The 19,565-nt window shown below is 63.2% G+C and carries 15 protein-coding genes and 1 pseudogene; 10 read left to right on the top strand and 6 right to left on the bottom strand.

The features are described from left to right. Positions 1–102: 102 nt before the first annotated feature. Genes BM341_RS00075 through BM341_RS00065 form a run of 3 tightly spaced genes read left to right on the top strand, consistent with a single transcriptional unit; the run spans position 103 to position 3,863 of the window. Positions 103–1,176: a microcin C ABC transporter permease YejB gene (locus BM341_RS00075; RefSeq protein WP_089791677.1), complete on the top strand. Its 1,074-nt coding sequence runs from the start codon at positions 103–105 to the stop codon at positions 1,174–1,176. A 4-nt stretch (positions 1,177–1,180) separates the two neighbouring features. Continuing rightward, entirely contained in the window at positions 1,181–2,272 is a 1,092-nt protein-coding gene (locus tag BM341_RS00070) for an ABC transporter permease (RefSeq protein WP_089791675.1), read from the top strand. After that, complete coding sequence (locus tag BM341_RS00065; protein ID WP_089791673.1) at positions 2,265–3,863, top strand: ABC transporter ATP-binding protein; 1,599 nt, start codon at positions 2,265–2,267, stop codon at positions 3,861–3,863. The genes BM341_RS00070 and BM341_RS00065 overlap by 8 nt, the downstream gene beginning before the upstream one ends. A 183-nt stretch (positions 3,864–4,046) precedes the next feature. Here BM341_RS00065 and BM341_RS00060 read toward each other — a convergent pair whose 3' ends face one another. Together BM341_RS00060 and BM341_RS00055 are read right to left on the bottom strand one after the other, a co-directional pair. Continuing rightward, a complete protein-coding gene (locus tag BM341_RS00060) occupies positions 4,047–4,751 on the bottom strand; it encodes a pseudouridine synthase (RefSeq protein ID WP_089791670.1) in 705 nt (234 codons plus the stop codon). Next, positions 4,751–5,566, bottom strand: a complete 816-nt coding sequence (locus BM341_RS00055; RefSeq protein ID WP_089791668.1) for an amidohydrolase — start codon at positions 5,564–5,566, stop codon at positions 4,751–4,753. Before BM341_RS00055 ends, BM341_RS00060 begins: the two co-directional genes overlap by 1 nt. 230 nt (positions 5,567–5,796) lie before the next feature. Between BM341_RS00055 and rarD the strand changes: the two genes are divergently transcribed. Further along, entirely contained in the window at positions 5,797–6,735 is a 939-nt protein-coding gene (rarD, locus tag BM341_RS00050; protein WP_089791665.1) for an EamA family transporter RarD, read from the top strand. A 42-nt stretch (positions 6,736–6,777) separates the two neighbouring features. On the opposite strand, the gene BM341_RS00045 is transcribed toward rarD, so the two are convergent. Then, positions 6,778–8,052: an O-acetylhomoserine aminocarboxypropyltransferase/cysteine synthase family protein gene (locus tag BM341_RS00045; protein ID WP_089791663.1), complete on the bottom strand. Its 1,275-nt coding sequence runs from the start codon at positions 8,050–8,052 to the stop codon at positions 6,778–6,780. A gap of 121 nt (positions 8,053–8,173) precedes the next feature. Here BM341_RS00045 and BM341_RS00040 point away from each other — a divergent pair, with 121 nt between their 5' ends. The 6 genes from BM341_RS00040 (at position 8,174) to BM341_RS00015 (ending at position 17,291) form a co-directional block, all read left to right on the top strand. After that, positions 8,174–9,883 (top strand): SulP family inorganic anion transporter, encoded by a 1,710-nt coding sequence (locus BM341_RS00040; RefSeq protein WP_089791661.1) that lies wholly within the window; start codon positions 8,174–8,176, stop codon positions 9,881–9,883. Positions 9,884–10,230: 347 nt separating this feature from the next. Continuing rightward, positions 10,231–11,394, top strand: coding sequence for a TAXI family TRAP transporter solute-binding subunit (locus BM341_RS00035; protein ID WP_089791659.1), 1,164 nt, complete (start codon positions 10,231–10,233; stop codon positions 11,392–11,394). Between the two features lie 74 nt (positions 11,395–11,468). Further along, on the top strand, positions 11,469–13,481 hold the full coding sequence (locus BM341_RS00030) for a TRAP transporter permease (RefSeq protein ID WP_089791657.1): 2,013 nt from the start codon (positions 11,469–11,471) through the stop codon (positions 13,479–13,481). Positions 13,482–13,525: 44 nt separating this feature from the next. Continuing rightward, complete coding sequence (locus BM341_RS00025; protein WP_089791655.1) at positions 13,526–14,962, top strand: enoyl-CoA hydratase/isomerase family protein; 1,437 nt, start codon at positions 13,526–13,528, stop codon at positions 14,960–14,962. Beyond that, entirely contained in the window at positions 14,962–16,158 is a 1,197-nt protein-coding gene (locus BM341_RS00020) for an acyl-CoA dehydrogenase family protein (protein ID WP_089791653.1), read from the top strand. The genes BM341_RS00025 and BM341_RS00020 overlap by 1 nt, the downstream gene beginning before the upstream one ends. Before the next feature lie 11 nt (positions 16,159–16,169). Beyond that, on the top strand, positions 16,170–17,291 hold the full coding sequence (locus BM341_RS00015; protein ID WP_089791652.1) for an acyl-CoA dehydrogenase family protein: 1,122 nt from the start codon (positions 16,170–16,172) through the stop codon (positions 17,289–17,291). 61 nt (positions 17,292–17,352) lie between these two features. On the opposite strand, the gene BM341_RS00010 is transcribed toward BM341_RS00015, so the two are convergent. From BM341_RS00010 to BM341_RS19430, 3 genes and pseudogenes are all read right to left on the bottom strand, one after another. Continuing rightward, the gene (locus BM341_RS00010; protein ID WP_089791650.1) at positions 17,353–18,315 is read right to left on the bottom strand and encodes an NAD(P)H-dependent flavin oxidoreductase; all 963 of its coding nucleotides are present in this window, start codon (positions 18,313–18,315) and stop codon (positions 17,353–17,355) included. Between the two features lie 145 nt (positions 18,316–18,460). Further along, entirely contained in the window at positions 18,461–19,399 is a 939-nt protein-coding gene (locus BM341_RS00005) for an electron transfer flavoprotein subunit alpha/FixB family protein (RefSeq protein ID WP_089791648.1), read from the bottom strand. Positions 19,400–19,454: 55 nt separating this feature from the next. Further along, positions 19,455–19,565, bottom strand: a pseudogene (locus BM341_RS19430) (electron transfer flavoprotein subunit beta/FixA family protein); the annotation flags it as partial.

Raw genomic sequence — 19,565 nt, 5'->3', positions numbered from 1 at the left:
CCGCTGAGCTAAGTCAGAAGAGCTAATTCAGAAGAGCTAAGCCGGGAGAGCCGAGTCGCTCAGGGGCACCCGACATTACCGCCCATCTTGTAAGGAGACGCCGTGGCCGCCTACGTCGTGCGCCGCCTGTTGCTGATGATTCCCACCTTGCTGGGAATCCTGTTGCTCAATTTCATCATCGTGCAAGCGGCACCGGGCGGGCCTATCGACCAGATGCTGGCTCGCTTTGAAGGCTTCTCGAGCCAGGCCAGCACCCGAATGGAGGGCGGCGGCGGTGATGTAGCCGCGAGTGGTGATTCGCGAGGCGCCCGTGGGGTGCCCGAGCACCTCATCGTCGAGCTCGAGCAACAGTTCGGCTTCGACAAACCGGCCCACGAACGCTTCCTGGGCATGCTGGCCAACTATGCCACCTTCGATTTCGGCGAGAGCTTCTTTCGCGACGAGAAGGTCATTACCTTGATGCTCGACCGCCTGCCCGTATCCATCTCGCTCGGACTCTGGACCACCCTGGTGGTGTACCTGGTGTCCATACCGCTGGGCATTCGCAAGGCGCTGCACCATGGATCGCGTTTCGATGTCTGGTCTTCGGGCCTGGTGATTGTCGGCTACGCCATTCCCGGGTTTCTCTTCGCCATCCTGCTGATCGTGCTGTTCGCCGGCGGCAGTTACTGGGATGTCTTCCCGCTGCGAGGCCTTACTTCGCCGGACTTTGACGAGCTTTCCACCAGGGGGAAGGTCAAGGACTATCTCTGGCACATTACCCTACCGGTAATCGCCTCGGCAATCGGCAGCTTCGCCACCCTAACCATGCTGACCAAGAACAGCTTCCTCGATGAAATCCACAAGCAGTACGTGCTGACCGCCAGAGCCAAGGGGGCCAGCGACCGGCGGGTGCTTTACGGTCATGTGTTTCGCAACGCCATGCTGATCATCATCGCCGGGCTGCCCGCCGCGCTGGTGGGTATCTTCTTCACCGGCTCGCTGTTGATCGAAGTCATCTTCTCGCTGAACGGTCTGGGGCTTCTGGGCTTCGAAGCGGTCATGCAGCGCGACTATCCCGTCATTTTCGGCACGCTTTATCTCTATACCCTGATCGGGCTCGTGCTGAAGCTGATCTCGGACCTGACGTATGTGTGGGTGGATCCGCGGATCGATTTCGAAACTCGGGAGTCCTGAGCCCATGTCGCTGTTTTCGCCCACGCTTTCCCCCATTACCCGCCGCCGCCTGGCAGTATTTCGCGCCAACCGGCGTGCCAGGCTATCGCTGTGGCTGTTTGCCGTGCTGTTTCTGCTGAGCCTCGTTGCTGAGCTTATTGCCAACGATCGCCCCATCGTCATGCAATACCAGGGCGATTGGTATCTGCCGCTGCTGGTGGACTATCCCGACACCGAGTTCGGTGGCTTCCTGCCGAGTGCCGCCGACTATCGCGACCCCTATGTCCGCGATGAGATCGAGGCCAATGGCTGGATGCTGTGGCCTCCCATTCCCTTTTCCTACGAAACCCTCGACATGGAGCTTGACCATCCGGCGCCCTCGCCACCTACTCTTCGCCACTGGCTGGGGACCGACGACCAGGGCCGCGATGTACTCGCCCGAGTCATCTACGGCTTTCGCCTTTCGGTGGTGTTCGCATTGATCCTCACGGCCGGCTCGCTGGTGCTCGGTGTGCTTGCCGGCGGGATTCAGGGTTATTTTGGCGGCAAGGTAGACCTGATCGGACAGCGCTTCACCGAGATCTGGTCGGGATTGCCCATGCTGTTCCTGCTGATCATCCTGGCGAGCCTGGTGGAGCCCAACCTCTGGTGGCTGCTGGGCATCATGCTGCTCTTTTCCTGGCTCGGCATCGTCGATGTGGTGCGCGCCGAGTTCCTGCGTGCCCGCAACCTCGAATATGTCCGCGCCGCCAAAGCCATGGGCCTCCCCTCGCGGCTGATCATGTGGCGCCATGTACTACCTAACGCCATGGTCGCGACGCTGACGTTCATTCCCTTCCTGTTCACCGGCGCGATCACCACACTGACCGCCCTCGACTTCCTGGGCTTTGGGTTGCCGCCTGGCTCGCCCTCTCTGGGCGAGCTGGTGGCCCAAGGCAAGAACAACCTGCAGGCGCCCTGGTTGGGCATTACGGCTTTCATCACGCTGTCGGTGATGCTCTCGCTGCTGGTGTTCATCGGCGAAGGCCTGCGGGACGCCTTCGATCCACGCCACATTCAATACACTGCCAGCCCTGACTCCACCGCCGGGCCGACAAGGAAACCCCGCGATGCCTGAGCCACTGCTGCGCCTCGATGACCTGTCCATTACCTTTGACGGCATCACCGTCGTCGACAAACTATCGCTTACGGTGGGACGTGGCGAGACGCTGGCACTGGTGGGCGAGTCCGGTTCGGGCAAGTCGGTTTCTGCACTCGGCGCCATGAACCTGCTGCCCTCCAACGCCAGGGTCACCGGCGGGCGCTGGTTGGGCGACACCGACCTCACGGCACTGTCGGCGCGAGGCTGGCGTGGCCTGCGCGGGGGGCAGGTCGGCTTCATCTTCCAGGAACCGATGACGTCGCTGAACCCGCTGCAGACTATCGATAAGCAGATCGGCGAAACCCTGCGCCTGCATCAGGGGATTTCGGGAAAGGCGGCCCGGCGACGCACCCGCGAATTGCTCGAACAAGTCAAGCTGCCCCGCGCCGAGGAACTGCTCGATGTCTGGCCACACCAACTCTCAGGCGGACAGCGCCAACGCGTGATGATCGCCATGGCCATTGCCAACGAGCCCGAACTCTTGATTGCCGATGAGCCTACCACTGCTCTGGACGTGACCGTACAGCAGGACATCCTGGCCCTGCTCGCCGAGCTGCGCGACCATCATGGCATGGGGATGCTGTTCATTACCCATGATCTCAACCTGGTACGTCGTCATGCCGATCGCGTCTGCGTGCTCTTCCAAGGGCATGAACAGGAAACCGGCGAGGTCAGTGAAGTATTCCGCCAGCCTCGCAGCGCCTATACCCGCCTGCTGATCGATGCCGAGCCCGAAGGTCGGCCGCCGTTGGTTTCACAACGGTCGCCTTTACTAGAGGCTCGTCAACTTGGTGTCCGATTCCAACGGCCCAAACGTCTTTTCAGCCGCCGGCCTGCGCCCTTCGAAGCGGTTCACCCCCTGGATCTGAGGCTGTCACCCGGCGAAACCCTAGGCATCGTCGGGGAGTCGGGCTCCGGCAAGACCACACTGGCACTGGCACTGCTGCGCCTGACCGAATCGACCGGGGAGATCGAGTTTGACGGCTCACGTCTCGACCGCCTGTCCGGCAAGCCGCTGCGCCAGCTTCGGCGACGCTTCCAGGTTGTTTTCCAGGATCCCTATGGCTCCTTGTCGCCCCGCCTACCGGTATCGGAAATCATCAGCGAGGGATTGCGCTTCCATTTTCCCGAGCTGAAGGAAGCCGACGTCATCCGACGGGTCCAGGACACGCTCCGTGAGGTCGGCTTGCCGGAAAACTGTGCCTCGCGCTATCCCCATGAGTTCTCCGGCGGGCAGCGTCAACGCATCGCTGTCGCGCGGGCCATTATCCTCGAGCCAGAACTGCTCGTGTTGGACGAACCCACTTCAGCGCTGGATCGTACCGTGCAGAAACAACTGATCGAGTTGCTGCGTGATCTTCAGGCACGTCGGGGGATGAGTTATCTGTTCATCAGTCATGACCTGGCGGTAATCCATGCCATGGCGCATCGTGTGATGGTGCTAAAGGAAGGAAAAGTCGTCGAGCAGGGCGAATGTCTGGCAGTGCTTGAACGCCCCACGACTGACTACACACGTGCACTCGTCAAGGCAGCCGGCCTCTCTCTGAGCACACGGACTATTTCTTGATGTACTAATATCTTTAGCAAGTGTTTTGATGGAAAGAATGCAAGAGATAACGGTATAAATCCATTTGGTGGACAACGCTTACCGTCTGGGCTCAGGAGACAAGCCTTTAGCAATGGCGCGATCCAGTGGTGTATATCTACGGCATCGATTTGATCGGGTCGGCCTCCCTTGCCAGGAAAAATGCTAGGTGAACGCAGCGATCTCCAAGGCATCGAGTTCACGCCAATCCCCCGGGGGTAGCGACGCGTCGAGTGTCAATGGTCCGATCGCCTCCCGATGCAAGGCCTCTACGTGACGACCAATGGCGGCGAACATGCGCTTCACCTGATGATACTTGCCTTCATAAAGGGTCAGCTGGGCTTCGGTGTCAGAGCGCATGACAAGCTCGGCCGGGCGCATCGGCACCTCTTCACTTTCAAGCTCGATGCCCTTAGCAAAACGCCTGACGGCCTGTTCCAGCGACTCGCCCGTCAGCGCCTCGGCCAGCGTTGCCCGATAGACCTTGCCAAAACGCCGTTTCGGCGATGACACCCGGTGCGACCACTGGCCGTCATCGGTCAACAACAATAAGCCTGTGGTATCCACGTCCAGCCGACCTACCGGCTGGAGACGCTCCGCCTTGGGCAGATCAATGAGATCCACCACTCGCGGATACAACCCTCGGCGAGCCGTGCACTCGACCCCTACTGGCTTGTTGAGCATCACATAACGCAGCCCCACCAGCGACAGACGCTCGCCGTTCCAGGTCACGATATGATCTGTATCGACCTGGGTCGCCGGGTTCTTGACGATTTCATGATTCACGCAAACCTCACCACGGTGCATGGCCTTCTTGGCCAGGCTGCGCGTCAATTCGGTGGTCTCGGAGAGGAAACGATCCAGGCGCATCAGTACCCTACCCCATCGGCAAGACTGAAATGATCGGCATCCCGCCATGCCGGGAATTTCTCACGGAAGGCGTCCAGTGCTTCCCGAGAAAGCCGGCCGGTGCGAACGAAGGGTTGGTCGGGTGGCTCATCGAGCATGGCTTCTCCCTTGAAATCCACCAGCATCGAATCGCCAGCATAGGCAAGCCCCTTGGCATCTTCTCCGACACGATTGACGCCGATCACCGGGCACAGGTTCTCGATCGCTCGAGCCTGCAGCAGGATGCGCCAGGGATGGCGACGCGGCGCCGGCCAGTTGGCAACGCACAGCAGCAAATCGTATTCGAAATGCTCATCCGGGCCAGGCTGCTGGCGCAGCCAGACCGGGAAACGCAGGTCATAACAGACACTCAACAAGATGCGAAAGCCCTTGAGTTCGACGATTACCCGCTCGTGTCCCATGGCATAGCGCTCATGCTCACCCGCCATGCGAAAGAGGTGTCGCTTGTCATAGGTCGCGCGGCTGCCGTCAGGCCGTGCCCAGACCAGCCGGTTGTAGTAATTACCGTTCTCGACCACCGCCACGCTGCCGGTGAGGACACAGCCCCGCTGGCGCGCCTGGGCCTGCAACCAGGCCACCGCAGTGCTCGTGGCCATGGGCTCGGCCATCTCGCGAGAATTCATGGTAAAGCCGGTGGCGAACATCTCCGGCAATACGATCAGATCGGTGTCATCGGCACCCAAGTCTCCCAAGGTGTCTTCCAGCATTCGACAGTTGGCGTCGGGGTCTTCCCAGCGCAGGTCACACTGCACCAGAGTCGTTCTCAGCTCACTCATCGAAAAACTCCTATGGGCCTAGCAAGTAGCGGGTAGGGTGTTATGTAGCAAGCAAGACAGGGATCGACGCTCAGCGTAACCGACCCGGGCGTATCCCGCAGCCCTCTCGAGCGTTCGCCTGTTTGCCTGGTAGCTGTTCGAATGGAAGCCGCTCCCCTGCCCTCGGGGGCACCCAGCCGGCCAGAATCCCTCTCATATGATAGATTACCCTTTTCACTGATGGACACGGCATGTCTTCTCCCATTACTACCATTCCGGAGGCCGGCAAGGGAGTCGCTTTCGGGCTCACCGCCTATGTCATGTGGGGCTGCTTTCCGCTGTTCTTTGCCCTTTTTGATGGCGTACCTGCCTACGAGATACTCATTCACCGGGTGACCTGGTCGTGCCTGTTCCTGGTGGGCCTGGTCACGCTGATGGGACGCTGGAAACCGATTCGGGTAGCGCTTCGGGAACCTCGCCGACTGGGACGGGTGCTCGGCTGTGCCGTTCTGATCGCCATCAACTGGGGACTCTATATCTATTCGGTGGAAACCCGCCAGGTACTGCAGGCGAGTCTCGGTTATTTCCTGACACCACTGGTCAACGTGGCACTGGGCATGCTGATCCTGCGCGAGCGGATGCATCGACTCCAGGCCATGGCGGTTGCCCTGGCGACGCTGGCCATCGCATTGCAGCTGATCATGCTGGGCAGGATTCCCTGGATCAGTCTGACGTTGGCGCTGTCGTTCGGTACCTATGGACTGTTGCGCAAGCAGGTCCCACTCGACGGGCTCTCGGGCCTGTTTGTCGAGACCCTGATGCTGCTGCCGCTCGCGCTTATCGCCCTGATATGGCTCTCACAGGCCGAACTTTCGCACTTCTTCACCGACTCACGCACCACGCTGCTGTTGATTGCCAGCGGCGTGATTACCGCGCTGCCGTTACTCGCCTTTGCCGGTGCCGCCCGGCGCCTGCGTCTTGCCACCTTGGGCTTTCTGATGTATCTCAACCCCAGCATTCAGTTCTTCATCGCCCTGCTGGTATTTAATGAGCCGCTGTCTGCCGTGCAACTTGGTACCTTCCTGCTGATCTGGGTGGGTCTGGCGCTCTACTCCTGGTCGGCCTGGAGCGAACGAACAAACACGCTTCAGCCGCCCGCGGGGGCATCACCTCAGCAGCAGAAACGCTAGCGTTAGCCTGACGACTCGCGTTGCGAGGCGCCCGGCACCTCTTCAAGACTGGCTGGCGACGAGCGCCTGCTCCAGGTCGGCGATGATGTCGTCGACGTGCTCGATGCCGATGGAGAGGCGCACCATATCAGCGGTGACGCCGGCGGCCTTGAGTTCATCATCGTTGAGCTGGCGGTGCGTGGTCGCAGCGGGAATCGACGAGCAAGTCTTGGCATCACCGATGTTGACCAGACGCAGGATCATGCCCAGCGCGTCGTAGAAGCGGGCCCCGGCTTCCCGGCCACCCTGGATGCCGAAGCTGAGAATGCCCGATGCGTGCCCGTTCATGAAGCGCTGGGCCAGTGCATGATCCTTGTGGCTTGGAAGCCCCGCGTATTGCACCCAGGTCACCTGCGGATGACTCTCCAGATATTCGGCAACGCGTCGGGCGTTGGCGCAAACCCGCTCGATGCGCAGCGATAGCGTCTCCAACCCCTGCAGCAGATTCCACGCCGCCTGGGCGGAAAGCGCCGCGCCCATGTTGCGCAGCGGCACCACCCGGGCCCGACCGATGAAGGCCGCCTCGCCCAGGTCGCGGGTATAGCAAACGCCGTGGTAGGAGGCGTCGGGCTCGTTGAGCAGCGAGAAACGGTCGGCATGGTCAGCCCAGGGGAACTTGCCGGAATCAACGATCACCCCACCGATGGTAGTGCCGTGGCCACCGATGTACTTGGTAGCTGAGTGAATGACAATATCGGCACCGTGCTCGATCGGCCGCCACAAGAACGGCGTAGGCACCGTATTGTCGACAATTACCGGTACGCCATGCCGATGTGCGGTCTCGGCCAGCCTCTGGATATCGACCACACCCCCCGAGGGGTTGCCAACGCTCTCGCAGAACACTGCCTTGGTGCGTGCGTCGATCAGCGATTCAATGCCCTCGATATCGTCCTTGTCGGCGAAGCGTACTTCGATGCCCTGACGCAGCAGGGTATGGGCGAAGAGGTTATAGGTGCCGCCGTACAATTCGCTGATCGAAACAATGTTGTCGCCGGTCTCGGCGATGGTCTGGATGGCATAGGTGATTGCCGCCATGCCCGAGGCCACGGCCAGGCCAGCGATACCGCCCTCCAAAGCGGCAATACGCTGCTCCAGCACGGCACAGGTGGGATTCATGATGCGCGAATAGATGTTGCCCTCGACCTTGAGGTCGAAGAGATCCGCCGCATGCTGGGCGCTGTCGAAGGCGAACGAGGTGGTCTGGTGAATCGGTATTGCCACGGCGTGCTGGTCGTCGGGAGTGTAGCCATGGTGCAGGGCGATGGTTTCGGGTTTCATGACATATCCTGGTAGAGGTCGTTTCGGTATCGCGTTATTTCACCTGATGCTAACCAACACTCAACCCATCCACCAATATCGTTTAGTCTGAGGGCCCAGATTCTTGACGCGAAGAGACCGGATGCTCAAGCGCTACCTGCCGATTCTTACCTGGCTGCCCCACTACAACCGTCGACTGGGCGGTGCCGACCTGCTGGCCGGGATCATCGTCACGATCATGGTGATCCCCCAGTCTCTGGCCTATGCCCTGCTCGCCGGCCTGCCGGCCGTGGTTGGCCTCTATGCCAGCATTCTGCCGCTGGTTGCCTATACGCTGCTCGGGACCAGCCGCACCCTGGCGGTGGGCCCCGTGGCGATCATCGCCTTGATGACCGGCGCAGCGCTTGGTGGCGTGGCCGCTCCCGGCAGTCCCGAGTATCTCCAGGCAGCCCTGGTGCTTTCACTGCTGTCAGGGGGGATGCTCACGCTGATGGGGCTATTGCGGATGGGCTTTTTTACCAACTTCTTGAGCCATCCGGTGATCGCCGGTTTCCTGACGGCCTCGGGCATCCTGATCGCCGCCAGCCAGGCGGGTCATTTGCTGGGCATAGAGAGCAATGGCTATACGGTGGTTGCCCTCGTCATGAGTCTGGTCGCGCATCTGGACGAGATTCACTGGCCGACCCTGGCTATCGGCGCCGGTAGTCTGCTGTTCTTGGTCGGCGTGCGCCGCCGGGGCAAGGCCACGCTGATGCGTGTCGGTTTGTCGCCGAGCCTCGCAGCCCTCCTGGCCAGGGCCGGCCCCGTGCTCGCGGTCGTGGTGACGACACTTGTCGCCTGGCACTTCGGTCTGGCCGAGCGAGGCGTTGCCGTGGTCGGAGATATCCCGCGCGGGCTTCCTCCCCTCACTGTCCCCATTTTCGATGCAGCGCTATGGCAACGCCTGCTCATGCCCACCCTTTTGATCAGCCTGGTGGGGTTCGTCGAGTCGGTTTCCATGGGGCAGATGCTCGCCGCCAAGCGACGCCAACGCATCTCGCCCAACCAGGAGTTAGTCGGCCTGGGTGGCGCCAACCTGGCAGCGGCGTTCTCGGGCGGCATGCCGGTCACGGGGGGCTTGTCACGCACCGTGATCAATTTCGATGCCGGCGCCCAGACCCCCATGGCAGGGCTCTTCGCCGCAGTGGGCATCGGCATCGTGACCTTTGCCCTGACCCCGCTGCTTCATCATCTGCCCATCGCCACTTTGGCGGCCACCATTACCGTGGCCATTCTTACGCTGGTCGACATTCCCATGGTCCGTCAGACCTGGCGCTATTCGCGCAGCGATTTCTCAGCCATGGCGGCGACCATCCTGCTGACCTTGGTGGAAGGCGTTGAAGCCGGGATCATCGTCGGCGTCGTGCTGTCTATCGGACTCTTTCTGTATCGTACCAGCCGGCCCCACAGCGCACTCGTGGGACGCATTCCAGGTACCGAGCACTTTCGCAACATCGAGCGTCACGATACCGAGACAGCCAGCCATGTGGCGCTGCTGCGCATCGACGAGAGCCTCTACTTCGCCAACGCTCGCTACCTCGAGGATACCGTCTATGCGCTGGTGGCAAGCCGGCCGGAGCTGGAGCATGTGGTACTGATCTGCTCGGCCGTCAACCTCATCGATGCCTCTGCACTGGAAAGCCTCGATGCTATCAATGCCCGCCTCAAGGATTCCGGCGTTACCCTGCATCTGGCGGAGGTCAAGGGGCCGGTGATGGACCGACTGAAGAACAGCGATTTCCTCGACGACATCACCGGGCGGGTCTTTCTCAGCACCTTTTCGGCCTGGAGTGAGCTAAACCGCCGCCAGTAAATCACGCCGTACTGCCCTACCCATCAGCAAGCTTTACCCTTACCAACTCGTGACCCTGTCGCCCGGCCCCTTGTTTCAATACCTGCGCGGCACTAGACCTTGGTCGCACCTCCCCTGACATGACGCCATTCCCACCTCATTAGCGGTTCCGGCAATCACTTTATATTCATTGAGTTAGTCCCACTGTTCCGCCTGGCAGACGGCAGGCTTCCGGTGAGTGGCTGAACAGGCGTTGACATCCCCGGTAACGCTTCCCTATCATCAACCATTATTCGGAATAGTATACCGCATAGCAAAACAGTGACCCTATAGAACTACAACCAAAGCCAAGACACAGGAGCACCTCCATGCGTCAATTCGCTCGACAACTCGCCATTGCCACGCTTCCGCTCACGCTACTCACCGCCACCTACGGTCATGCCAACGAAGAGGTGGAACTACCAAGCACCATGGCTTGGACTGCCTACGGCACCAACTCCAGCGGTTATGCCCAGGCAGTGGCCATTGGTGGCATGCTGCAGGAACACTACGATACCTCGGTGCGCATCCTGCCCGGCGACAACGATGTCTCGCGCATGACTCCGCTCAAACAGGGGCGCGTCGACCTCTGTGCCTGCGGCATCTCGAGCTACTATGGCGCCGAGGGCGTGCTGATGTTCGCCCACCCCGACTGGGGTCCCCAACCACTGAGAGTAATCACCACCTCCACGGCCTCCTTCGGGCTCTCGCTGGCAGTGGCCGGCGACCTGGACGTGAAGACACCGGCTGACCTCAAGGGCAAGCGCGTCGCCTATATTCGCGGCGACGACGCCCTGAACAAGGGGACCGAGGCCTACCTGGCCTTCGGCGGCCTGACTTGGGACGATGTGGAACGCGTCGATTACCCCGGCTACGGCCGCTCCTTCGACGGCATCATCGCCGATAACGTCGACGCCTCCTTTACTACCACCGTCACGCCCCCCGCCCAGCAGCTCGCCAGCAGCCCGCGAGGCATCAGCTGGCCGGTGCTCGACCCGGACGATACCGAGGCCTGGGAGCGCATGCAGGCGATCGCCCCCTACTTCCGTCCCCATGAAGTCACCTCTGGGGCCGGCGGCATCAGTGCCGACAACCCGTTGCCCAGTGCAAGCTACCCTTACCCGATCGTGGTCGCCAATCAGGATCTCGACGACAAGGTTGCCTACGGCCTGATCAAGGCCCTGCAGGACAACCATGATGACTACAAGGATGCAGCCCCGGGTGCGGTGGGCTATGCACTCGAGTATCAGGATCTGCAGTGGGTGATCCCTTTCCACGACGCCGTGGTGGAGTACTACGAGGAGATCGGGGTCTGGACCGAGGAGATGCAGGCGCATCAGGAATCGTTGGTCGAGCGCCAGGCCTTGCTGCTCGAGACCTGGAACGCCTTCATTGAAGGCGCCCCCGACGACGAGGACGCCTTCCGCGAGGCCTGGATGTCCGCACGCGCCGACGCCCTGCGTGAGGCCGGTTTCGACCCCGTCTTCGAGTGAACCGCGCCGGGACGGCTTGAGCCGTCCCGGTTCGTCCTTCCCGAGAGCACCGCTCAAACCTTCTGGACCCCGACATGACCACAGCGAATACCCAAGGCAGCCCGCCGCCGCAGGTCAAGGAGAAGATCAGCCAGATTCGCCGGCTGCCAACCTGGTTGAACTGGATTCCGGGTACCGTCACGATCGCCCTGATGCTGATGACCTTGGACTACCTGTTCAATCTCGGCATGCTGACCATCGTCACGGGCCTCGAGACCCGGTTCTACTATGCGGTGGTGGCGCTGCTGCTGCCCTTGGTCTACCTGCTCTGGCCGCTCCGAGCCGCTGCACAGCACAGGCCCATTCCCTGGTACGACTATCTGCTCAGCGCCGTGACCCTGGTCGTTGGCGGCTATTTCGTCTTCCATGCCGAGTCCATCCTCGAGCGCGGCTGGGCCTTCGCCGCTCCGCAGACCGCCATCTGGGCCAGCTATGCCTTCTGGCTGCTGATTATCGAAGCTGCACGACGCGCCGGCGGCTGGCCCATCGCCGTGATCGTCACCGCGTTCTCGCTTTACCCCCTGGTTGCCGATGTCATGCCGGGGCCGATCCAGGCCTTTCCCTCCTCCCTCGAGGAGACGGCCATGTACCACACCATGAGCACCGAAAGCATCATGGGGGTGCCGCTGCAGGCCTTCGCCGGCCTGGTCATCGGCTTTCTGGTGTTCGGGGTGGTGCTACAGAAGAGCGGCGGCGGCAAGTTCTTCATCAACCTGGCCTTCGCCCTGCTCGGCCATGTGCGGGGCGGCCCGGCCAAGGTCTCGATCTTCTCCAGCGGTCTGATGGGCTCGATGAGCGGCAGCGTAATCAGCAATGTGCTGACGACCGGTGTGCTGTCGATTCCTGCCATGCGCCGCATTGGCATGAGCCGCTCCTTTGCTGGCGGGGTCGAAGCCTGTGCCTCTACCGGCGGGGTACTCATGCCGCCGGTGATGGGCGCCACGGCCTTCGTCATGGCCATGTTCCTCGACGTGCCCTATCCCGCCGTGGCACTGGCCGCGGTGATCCCGTCCATCCTCTACTTCCTGGGTTTGTTCATCCAGATCGACGCTTATGCCGCGCGCCACCACATCGAAGGGCTGCCCAGCGTGGAACTGCCCTCGCTGTGGGCCACCCTCAAGGAAGGTTGGTACTTCATCTTCGTGTTCGCGCTGCTGGTGTGGATGTTGCTGGTCATGCAACGCGAGGCCGTTGCGCCCTTCTACGCCACTGCCTTGCTGCTGGTCCTGAACCAGCTCTCGAAGCATAACCGCTGGAACTGGCGGGACCTCGGTGACGCCCTGTCGGGGGCGGCCAGGCTGTTCGCCGAACTGATCGCCATCCTCGCCGGGGTCGGCATGCTGGTCGGTGCCCTGTCGATGACCGGCCTCTCGGGCACCATCGCCAACGACTTCATTCACCTGGCGGGGGGCAGTGTGCCGCTGCTGCTGATCATGGGTGCCCTGACCAGCTTCGTGCTGGGCATCGGCATGACCGTTACCGCCGCCTATATCTTTCTGGCAGTGGCCCTGGCGCCGGCGCTGATTCAGGGCGGCGGTCTCGACCCCATGGCGGTTCACATGTTCATCCTCTACTGGGGCATGCTCAGCTTCATCACCCCGCCGGTAGCGCTGGGCGCCTTCGCCGCTGCCACCGTCGCCGGGGCACGGCCGATGGCGACCGGCCTGCAGGCCATGCGGCTGGGCAGTGTGATCTACTTTATCCCCTTCCTGTTCGTGCTCAATCCGGCGCTGATCATGCAGGGCGAGCCGCTTCAGATCTTGCTGGTGTTCATCCAGGCCCTGGTGGGCATCGTGCTGTTCGCCTCGGCCATGCAGGGCTACCTGATCGGGGTCGGGAGACTGGGCCATGGCGCGATACAGGAAACGGCGATCCGCACCCTGGTGCTGGTCTCGGGGCTGACACTTGCCCTCCCCGGGGGTGGCATGGTGCCACTCGGTCAGTTCGAGCTGCTCGGCATCTCGCTGGTTACCCTGGTGCCCGCCGTACTGCTGGCCCGCTGGAGTCAACGCCACGCTCGTAACAGATCGCCTCAGCCAGGCCTGTAAAACGGCCTTGACTCACACAACGACCAATATCTGGAGCCCCTTGCATGCCTGCGTGTGTCCATTATCAGCGCCATGACAACATCGGCGTGATCTGCATCGACAACCCCCCCGTCAATGCCCTCGGCCATGCGGTTCGTAGCGGCCTTCTCGAAGCGCTCGATCAAGGCCTGGCAGATGATGGCGCACATGCCCTGGTACTGATGGCCGAGGGCCGCACCTTCATTGCCGGCGCCGATATCCGTGAGTTCGGCCAGCCTCCCCGAGAGCCGACACTGCCGGATGTCATCTCACGCCTGGAAGCCAGCGCCAAGCCGCTGGTGGCGGTATTGCACGGCACCGCTCTGGGTGGGGGTCTTGAGGTGGCACTGGGTTGTCACTACCGTGTGGCCCTGCCAGGCACCAGGGTCGGCCTCCCCGAAGTCAAGCTGGGCCTGCTGCCGGGGGCCGGCGGCACCCAGCGGCTGCCCCGCCTGGTCGGTGTGGACAGCGCCTTGGAACTAATCACCAGCGGGCGTTTCGTGCCCGCCGATGAGGCATTGACGCTGGGCATCATCGATACCATAGACCAGACCGATGCTCCGCTCGATGCCGGCCTCGGCGCCGCCCGCGCCATCCTGAAGGGCCAGCGCACCGCCCGCCGGACCGGCGAGCTGCCCGCACCCGCCGCCGACCCCGGGGCCATCGCTCGCCTTCGGTCTCGGCTCGAGGCCGAAGTGCCCGATCTGTTCTCGCCATTCCGCTGCCTCGAGGCCGTCGCAGCCAGCACCGAAGGCAGCCTGGCCGAGGGGCTGCGCCGCGAGCGCGAGTTGTTCCTCGCCTGCATGGACTCCCCCCAGCGAGCCGGCTTGATTCACATCTTCTTCGCCGCTCGTGCCCCGCACAAGGTGCCTGAGGCCGGCGAGCCCCCGGCGCTGACGCGCATCGCCCTGGTCGGTGAGCACCCGCTCTTCGAGCGCCTCGAGGGCCATGTCGGGCGTACCGACATTAAGTTCACCGACCGGCCGGATGCATCGACACAGGCGTGCCTCATCGCCCCCGGCGGCACGCCCCCTGATTGCCCGGCGGCGTGCCTTCGTGTGGCCTTGCAGCCGGCCGATGCCGACGGCCGGCTGGAGGACCTGAACGCGGACCTGGTGCTGGTCATGCCGCCGCAGGGCACGCTGCTGGAACTGGTCGCCATTCGCGCCGATGCCGAGCAGCAGCAAGCCGCAGCCGATGCCCTCAAGACACTGCGCCAGGCCATCGTGGTAAGTCGCCGCGACAGTCTGCTCGGCGCCCTGTCCCGGGCGGCAAACGCCTCGCCTGATGACAGGTTCGCTGCCATGGAAGCAGCCAGCCTGGCCCTCGCCGAGCAGGGTCTCTGCTACCGCACCAGCGATATTGACCTGCTGGCCGTCGAGGCCCTGGGCTATCCACGTCATCTAGGTGGCCCTCACCGCCAGGTCACCCTCAATGCATCCGCTGGCCCGGAGACGCCTTAATGAACCTGACCTACAGTGCCGAGGAGCAGGCGTTCCGCCATGAGGTACGCGACTTTCTCGCCACCTCCCTCCCCGACGACATCCGCGAACGCGTGCGGCTCGGCCGGCGGCTCTCCGCCGACGATCACGTACACTGGCAGACTATTCTCGGTGGGCGCGGCTGGCTGGCTGGTAACTGGCCCAAAACGCACGGAGGTCCCGGCTGGAGCCCGGTACAGCGACACATCTTCGACGAGGAATGTGCCGCCGCCCATGCCCCGACCGTGGTGCCGTTTGGCGTCAACATGGTCGCACCGGTGATCATCAAATTTGGTAGCGAAGCGCAGCAGCGACACTACCTGCCACGCATTCTCGCCAACCAGGACTGGTGGTGCCAGGGCTACTCCGAACCCGGTGCCGGCTCCGACCTGGCCAGCCTCAAGACCCGCGCCGTGCGCGACGGCGACCACTATGTCGTCACCGGTCAGAAGACCTGGACCACCCTGGGACAGCACGCCAACATGATGTTCTGCCTGGTGCGTACCGACCCCGACGCCAGGAAACAGGCCGGCATCAGCTTCCTGCTGATCGACATGGCGAGCCCGGGCATCACGGTACGACCGATCATCACTCTGGAGGGCGCCCACGAGGTCAACGAGGTCTTCCTCGACGAGGTCCGCGTGCCGGTGGCCAACCGTGTCGGCGAGGAGGGTGAAGGCTGGACCTGCGCCAAGTTCCTGCTGACCCACGAGCGTACCGGCATCGCTGGGCTCGGCCATGCCAAACAAGCGCTGCGCCATCTCAAGTCGCTGGCCATCCGGGAACAGCACCGCGGCCGCCCGCTACTAGAGCTGGCGAGCTTCCGTCAGCGAGTGGTGAAAGTCGAGCTCGAACTGATGGCCTTGGAGGTCACCAACCTGCGGGTCATTGCCGCGGCCCGGGATGGTGGTGCGCCGGGAGCGGAGAGTTCGCTGCTCAAGGTGCGCGGCTCGGAGCTTCGCCAGGAGCTCAGTGACCTGACCCGCCGCGCCCTTGGGCCGGCCGCGCTACCTTTCTTACCTGACTTCCTCCACGGCGAGGCCGATCTCGACGATCCGACTCAAGCGGAAAGCGCCGCAGGCGCCGCCCAGTACTTCAACCGCCGCAAGCTCTCGATCTATGGCGGTGCCAACGAGATCCAGAAGAGCATCGTTGCCAAGACGATTCTCGGCATGTAAGGAGCCGCCCCATGGACTTTTCCCTGACCGACGAGCAGCGCATGCTCGCCGACACCCTCGAGCGCCTGATTGCCGACCGGGTCGCCCCCGACCAGCGCCGCGCCATGCTCGAGGCACCTGCCAACGAGCGCTCGGCGCTGTGGCGGACCTTCGCCGAATTGGGGCTGCTGCATTTGCCCTTCGCTGAGGAAGTCGGCGGCCTCGGCGGTGACGGCACCGACCTGATGCTCATCATGCGGGCCTTGGGACGCGGCCTGGTGCCCGACCCCTACCTGGCTGGCCTGGTACTACCCGGCGACCTGCTGGCCCGGCTTGGCGATGCCGGGCAGCAGGCGCGCTGGCTGGCTCCGCTGCTAGAGGGCGAACATCAGCTGGCACTGGCCTGGCAGGAGCGCGACGCTCGCTACGATGCTCATGGCATCGTCACCACTGCGCGACGAGATGAGGATGGATGGCGCCTCAATGGTGGCAAGCAGTTGGTGCTCAATGCCACCTCGGCCGCCGCCCTGCTGGTCACGGCACGCCACGACGACGGGCGCCTGGGGCTGTTCGTGGTCCCCGCCGATGCCACCGGTCTGACGCGTCGCGACTACCGCACTATCGACGACCAGACGGCCAGCGACATGACCCTCGACGCCGTCTCGTTGAGCGATGACGCCTGCCTGAGCCGGGACGCCGCCCAGACCCTCGATGCCACCTTGGCGCTCGGCCGCGCGGCGCTGTGTGCCGAAGCGGTGGGTGCCATGGAGGTCGCCTGCGAGCAGACCCTCGACTACCTCAAGGAGCGCCGGCAGTTCGGCAAGCCCCTCTCGAGCTTCCAGAGCCTGCAGCACCGCATGGTCGACATGCACCTGCATCTCGAGCAGGCCCGCTCCATGGCAATTCTCGCCGCCACCAGCCTCGATTGCCCCGCCGCCGAACGCGACTACCGCCTCGCTGCCGCCAAGGCCTACTGCGGCGAGGCCGCTCGCTTCGTCGCCGAACAGGCCATCCAACTGCATGGGGGCATGGGCATGACCGACGAGTGCCATGTCTCTCACTACGCCAAGCATCTGGTGATGTTCGACCACTACCTTGGTGACAGCGACCATCACCTGGAGCATGTCAGCGACCATCTCGTCGACGTGATGTAACTGCAGGAAAGGGCACGCACCATCCATTAGTGTCGGGCGAAAGCTTCGCACGGCATTTTCTTCAAGCGGGTAATGCCAGGCGGTGCCGAGCCGCCTGGTAGTCCCGCTCCAGTTCGTCCACGATGTCGGCCACGCTCTGCCGGGCCTGCACAGCGCCAACTCCTTGGCCGGCCCCCCAGATATCTCGCCACGCCTTGGGCTCGCTGCCCCCGCCAGACCCATAGCGCATCTGGCGCTTGTCACCTGACGGAAGATCATCAGGATCCAGTCCGGCTCGCTCGATGCTGGCCCGCAAATAATTGCCGTACACCCCAGTAAAGAGGTCACTGTAGACGATATCGGCGGCCCGGGATTCGACGACCATGCGCTTGTAGTTCTCCACCGCATTGGCCTCGTGACTGGCGATGAAGCGCGTTCCCATGTAGACCAGATCGGCACCCAGCGCCTGTGCCGCCAGGATCTGTTCTCCGCGCCCGATCCCGCCGGCCAGGACCAGCGGGCCATCGAACATCCGTCGCACCTCAGCCACAAAGGCGAAGGGGTTCAAGCGTCCACCGTGGCCACCGGCACCGTTGCTTACCAAGATCAGTCCATCAACGCCGCAATCAATGGCCTTTTGCGCATGGCGCAGCGTCGTCACATCATGGAAAACCTTCCCGCCATAGTCATGCACACGCTCCACGACCCGTTCCGGGGCGTGCAGGCTGGTGATCACCAGGGGCACACGAAATTCGGCGCACAGCGCCAGATCTTGCTCCAGGCGATCATTGGTAGGATGCACGATGAGATTGACCGCGAAGGGTGCAACCCTGCGCTCAGGCTCGGCCTCATCGCTGTCGGCAAGCCCCTCGGTGATACGCGCGAGCCAAACCGCAAGCTCTTCCGCTGGCCGTGCATTAAGTGCAGGAAACGCCCCCACGATACCGGCCCGACACTGGGCCAGCACCAGTTCAGGACCGGAAAGAATGAACATCGGTGAACCGATCACCGGCAGTCGCAGGGTACCTTCGTGCCAGTCCAGCATAGTGTCTCCTGATCAATGAAAGGCCCACCGGAGTGGGCCTGTTCAGGGGGAAGCTTACAGCTTGCTTTCCAATTCCGGCAGGATCGTAAACCGATCACCGACCAGGCCGCTGACCGTCAAGCGCGCGACCGGGAAGCGATCTTCCCTAGAGCTTCTGCTCGAGCTCCGGCAGGATCGTAAACAGGTCACCGACCAGGCCGTAGTCCGCGACCTGGAAGATCGGGGCCTCCTCGTCCTTGTTGATGGCGACGATCACCTTGGAGTCCTTCATGCCCGCCAGGTGCTGGATGGCGCCGCTGATGCCCACGGCAATGTAGAGCTCGGGGGCGACGATCTTGCCGGTCTGGCCAACCTGCATGTCGTTGGGCACGAAGCCGGCGTCGACCGCGGCACGCGAGGCGCCGATGGCCGCGCCGAGCTTGTCGGCGATGCCCTCCAGGAGCTTGAAGTTGTCGCCGTTGCCCATGCCGCGCCCGCCGGAGATGACGACCTTGGCGCCGGCCAGCTCGGGACGGTCGCTCTGGGCGAGGGCTTCCTTGAGGAAGCGGGACTGGGCGTTGTCGACTACCGTGTCGACGTTCTCCACGCTGGCATTTCCGTTCTCGCCCACCGCGTCGAAGCCGGTCGCGCGCACGGTGATCACCTTGAGCGGGTCGGCGCTCTGTACGGTGGCGATGGCGTTGCCAGCGTAGATCGGCCGCCGGAAGGTATCGGCGTCGACGACCTCGAGGATCTCGGAGAGCTGGCTGACGTCCCTGAGCGCGGCGACGCGCGGCAGCACGTTCTTGCCGGTGGTGGAAGCGCTGGCCAGCAGGTGCGTGTAGTCGCCGGCGAGGTCGACCAGCAGCGCGCTCAGCGGCTCGGCGAGCTGGTGGGCGTAGACGGCGTGGTCGGCGACACGGACCTTGGCCACGCCGTCGAGCCTGGCGGCGGCCTCGGCGATGGCGCCGACGTGCTCGCCGGCGACCAGCAGGTCGATGTCACCGCCGCCGTGGGATTGGATGGCCTGGGCGGCGGCGACCACGTGGGCGGTGGCGCCGGCGAGGTGGCCGTCGTGATGGTCGGCCAGGACGAGAATGCTCATGCGATCGGCTCCTTTCAAAGCGCTGTAGGCAAAGACGGGGGGACAAGGGAGGGGGTCAAAGCACCTTGGCCTCGTTCTTGAGTTTGTCGATCAGCTCGTCGACGGAGCCGACCCGGATGCCGCCCTTGCGCTCGGCCGGGGATTCGACCTTGAGCCGCGTGACCTT

The organism is Halomonas korlensis (assembly GCF_900116705.1).
In the GTDB taxonomy this organism is placed as follows: Bacteria; Pseudomonadota; Gammaproteobacteria; order Pseudomonadales; family Halomonadaceae; genus Halomonas; species Halomonas korlensis.
This window is presented reverse-complemented; position numbering and strand designations above follow the sequence as displayed.

Coding starts and splice junctions, on each gene's coding strand:
- BM341_RS00015 (WP_089791652.1), top strand. CDS start 16,170: ATGGACTTTTCCCTGACCGACGAGCAGCGCATGCTCGCCGACACCCTC.
- BM341_RS00060 (WP_089791670.1), bottom strand. CDS start 4,751: ATGCGCCTGGATCGTTTCCTCTCCGAGACCACCGAATTGACGCGCAGC.
- BM341_RS00045 (WP_089791663.1), bottom strand. CDS start 8,052: ATGAAACCCGAAACCATCGCCCTGCACCATGGCTACACTCCCGACGAC.
- BM341_RS00020 (WP_089791653.1), top strand. CDS start 14,962: ATGAACCTGACCTACAGTGCCGAGGAGCAGGCGTTCCGCCATGAGGTA.
- BM341_RS00010 (WP_089791650.1), bottom strand. CDS start 18,315: ATGCTGGACTGGCACGAAGGTACCCTGCGACTGCCGGTGATCGGTTCA.
- BM341_RS00055 (WP_089791668.1), bottom strand. CDS start 5,566: ATGAGTGAGCTGAGAACGACTCTGGTGCAGTGTGACCTGCGCTGGGAA.
- BM341_RS00065 (WP_089791673.1), top strand. CDS start 2,265: ATGCCTGAGCCACTGCTGCGCCTCGATGACCTGTCCATTACCTTTGAC.
- BM341_RS00035 (WP_089791659.1), top strand. CDS start 10,231: ATGCGTCAATTCGCTCGACAACTCGCCATTGCCACGCTTCCGCTCACG.
- BM341_RS00040 (WP_089791661.1), top strand. CDS start 8,174: ATGCTCAAGCGCTACCTGCCGATTCTTACCTGGCTGCCCCACTACAAC.
- BM341_RS00070 (WP_089791675.1), top strand. CDS start 1,181: ATGTCGCTGTTTTCGCCCACGCTTTCCCCCATTACCCGCCGCCGCCTG.
- BM341_RS00030 (WP_089791657.1), top strand. CDS start 11,469: ATGACCACAGCGAATACCCAAGGCAGCCCGCCGCCGCAGGTCAAGGAG.
- BM341_RS00025 (WP_089791655.1), top strand. CDS start 13,526: ATGCCTGCGTGTGTCCATTATCAGCGCCATGACAACATCGGCGTGATC.
- BM341_RS00005 (WP_089791648.1), bottom strand. CDS start 19,399: ATGAGCATTCTCGTCCTGGCCGACCATCACGACGGCCACCTCGCCGGC.
- rarD (WP_089791665.1), top strand. CDS start 5,797: ATGTCTTCTCCCATTACTACCATTCCGGAGGCCGGCAAGGGAGTCGCT.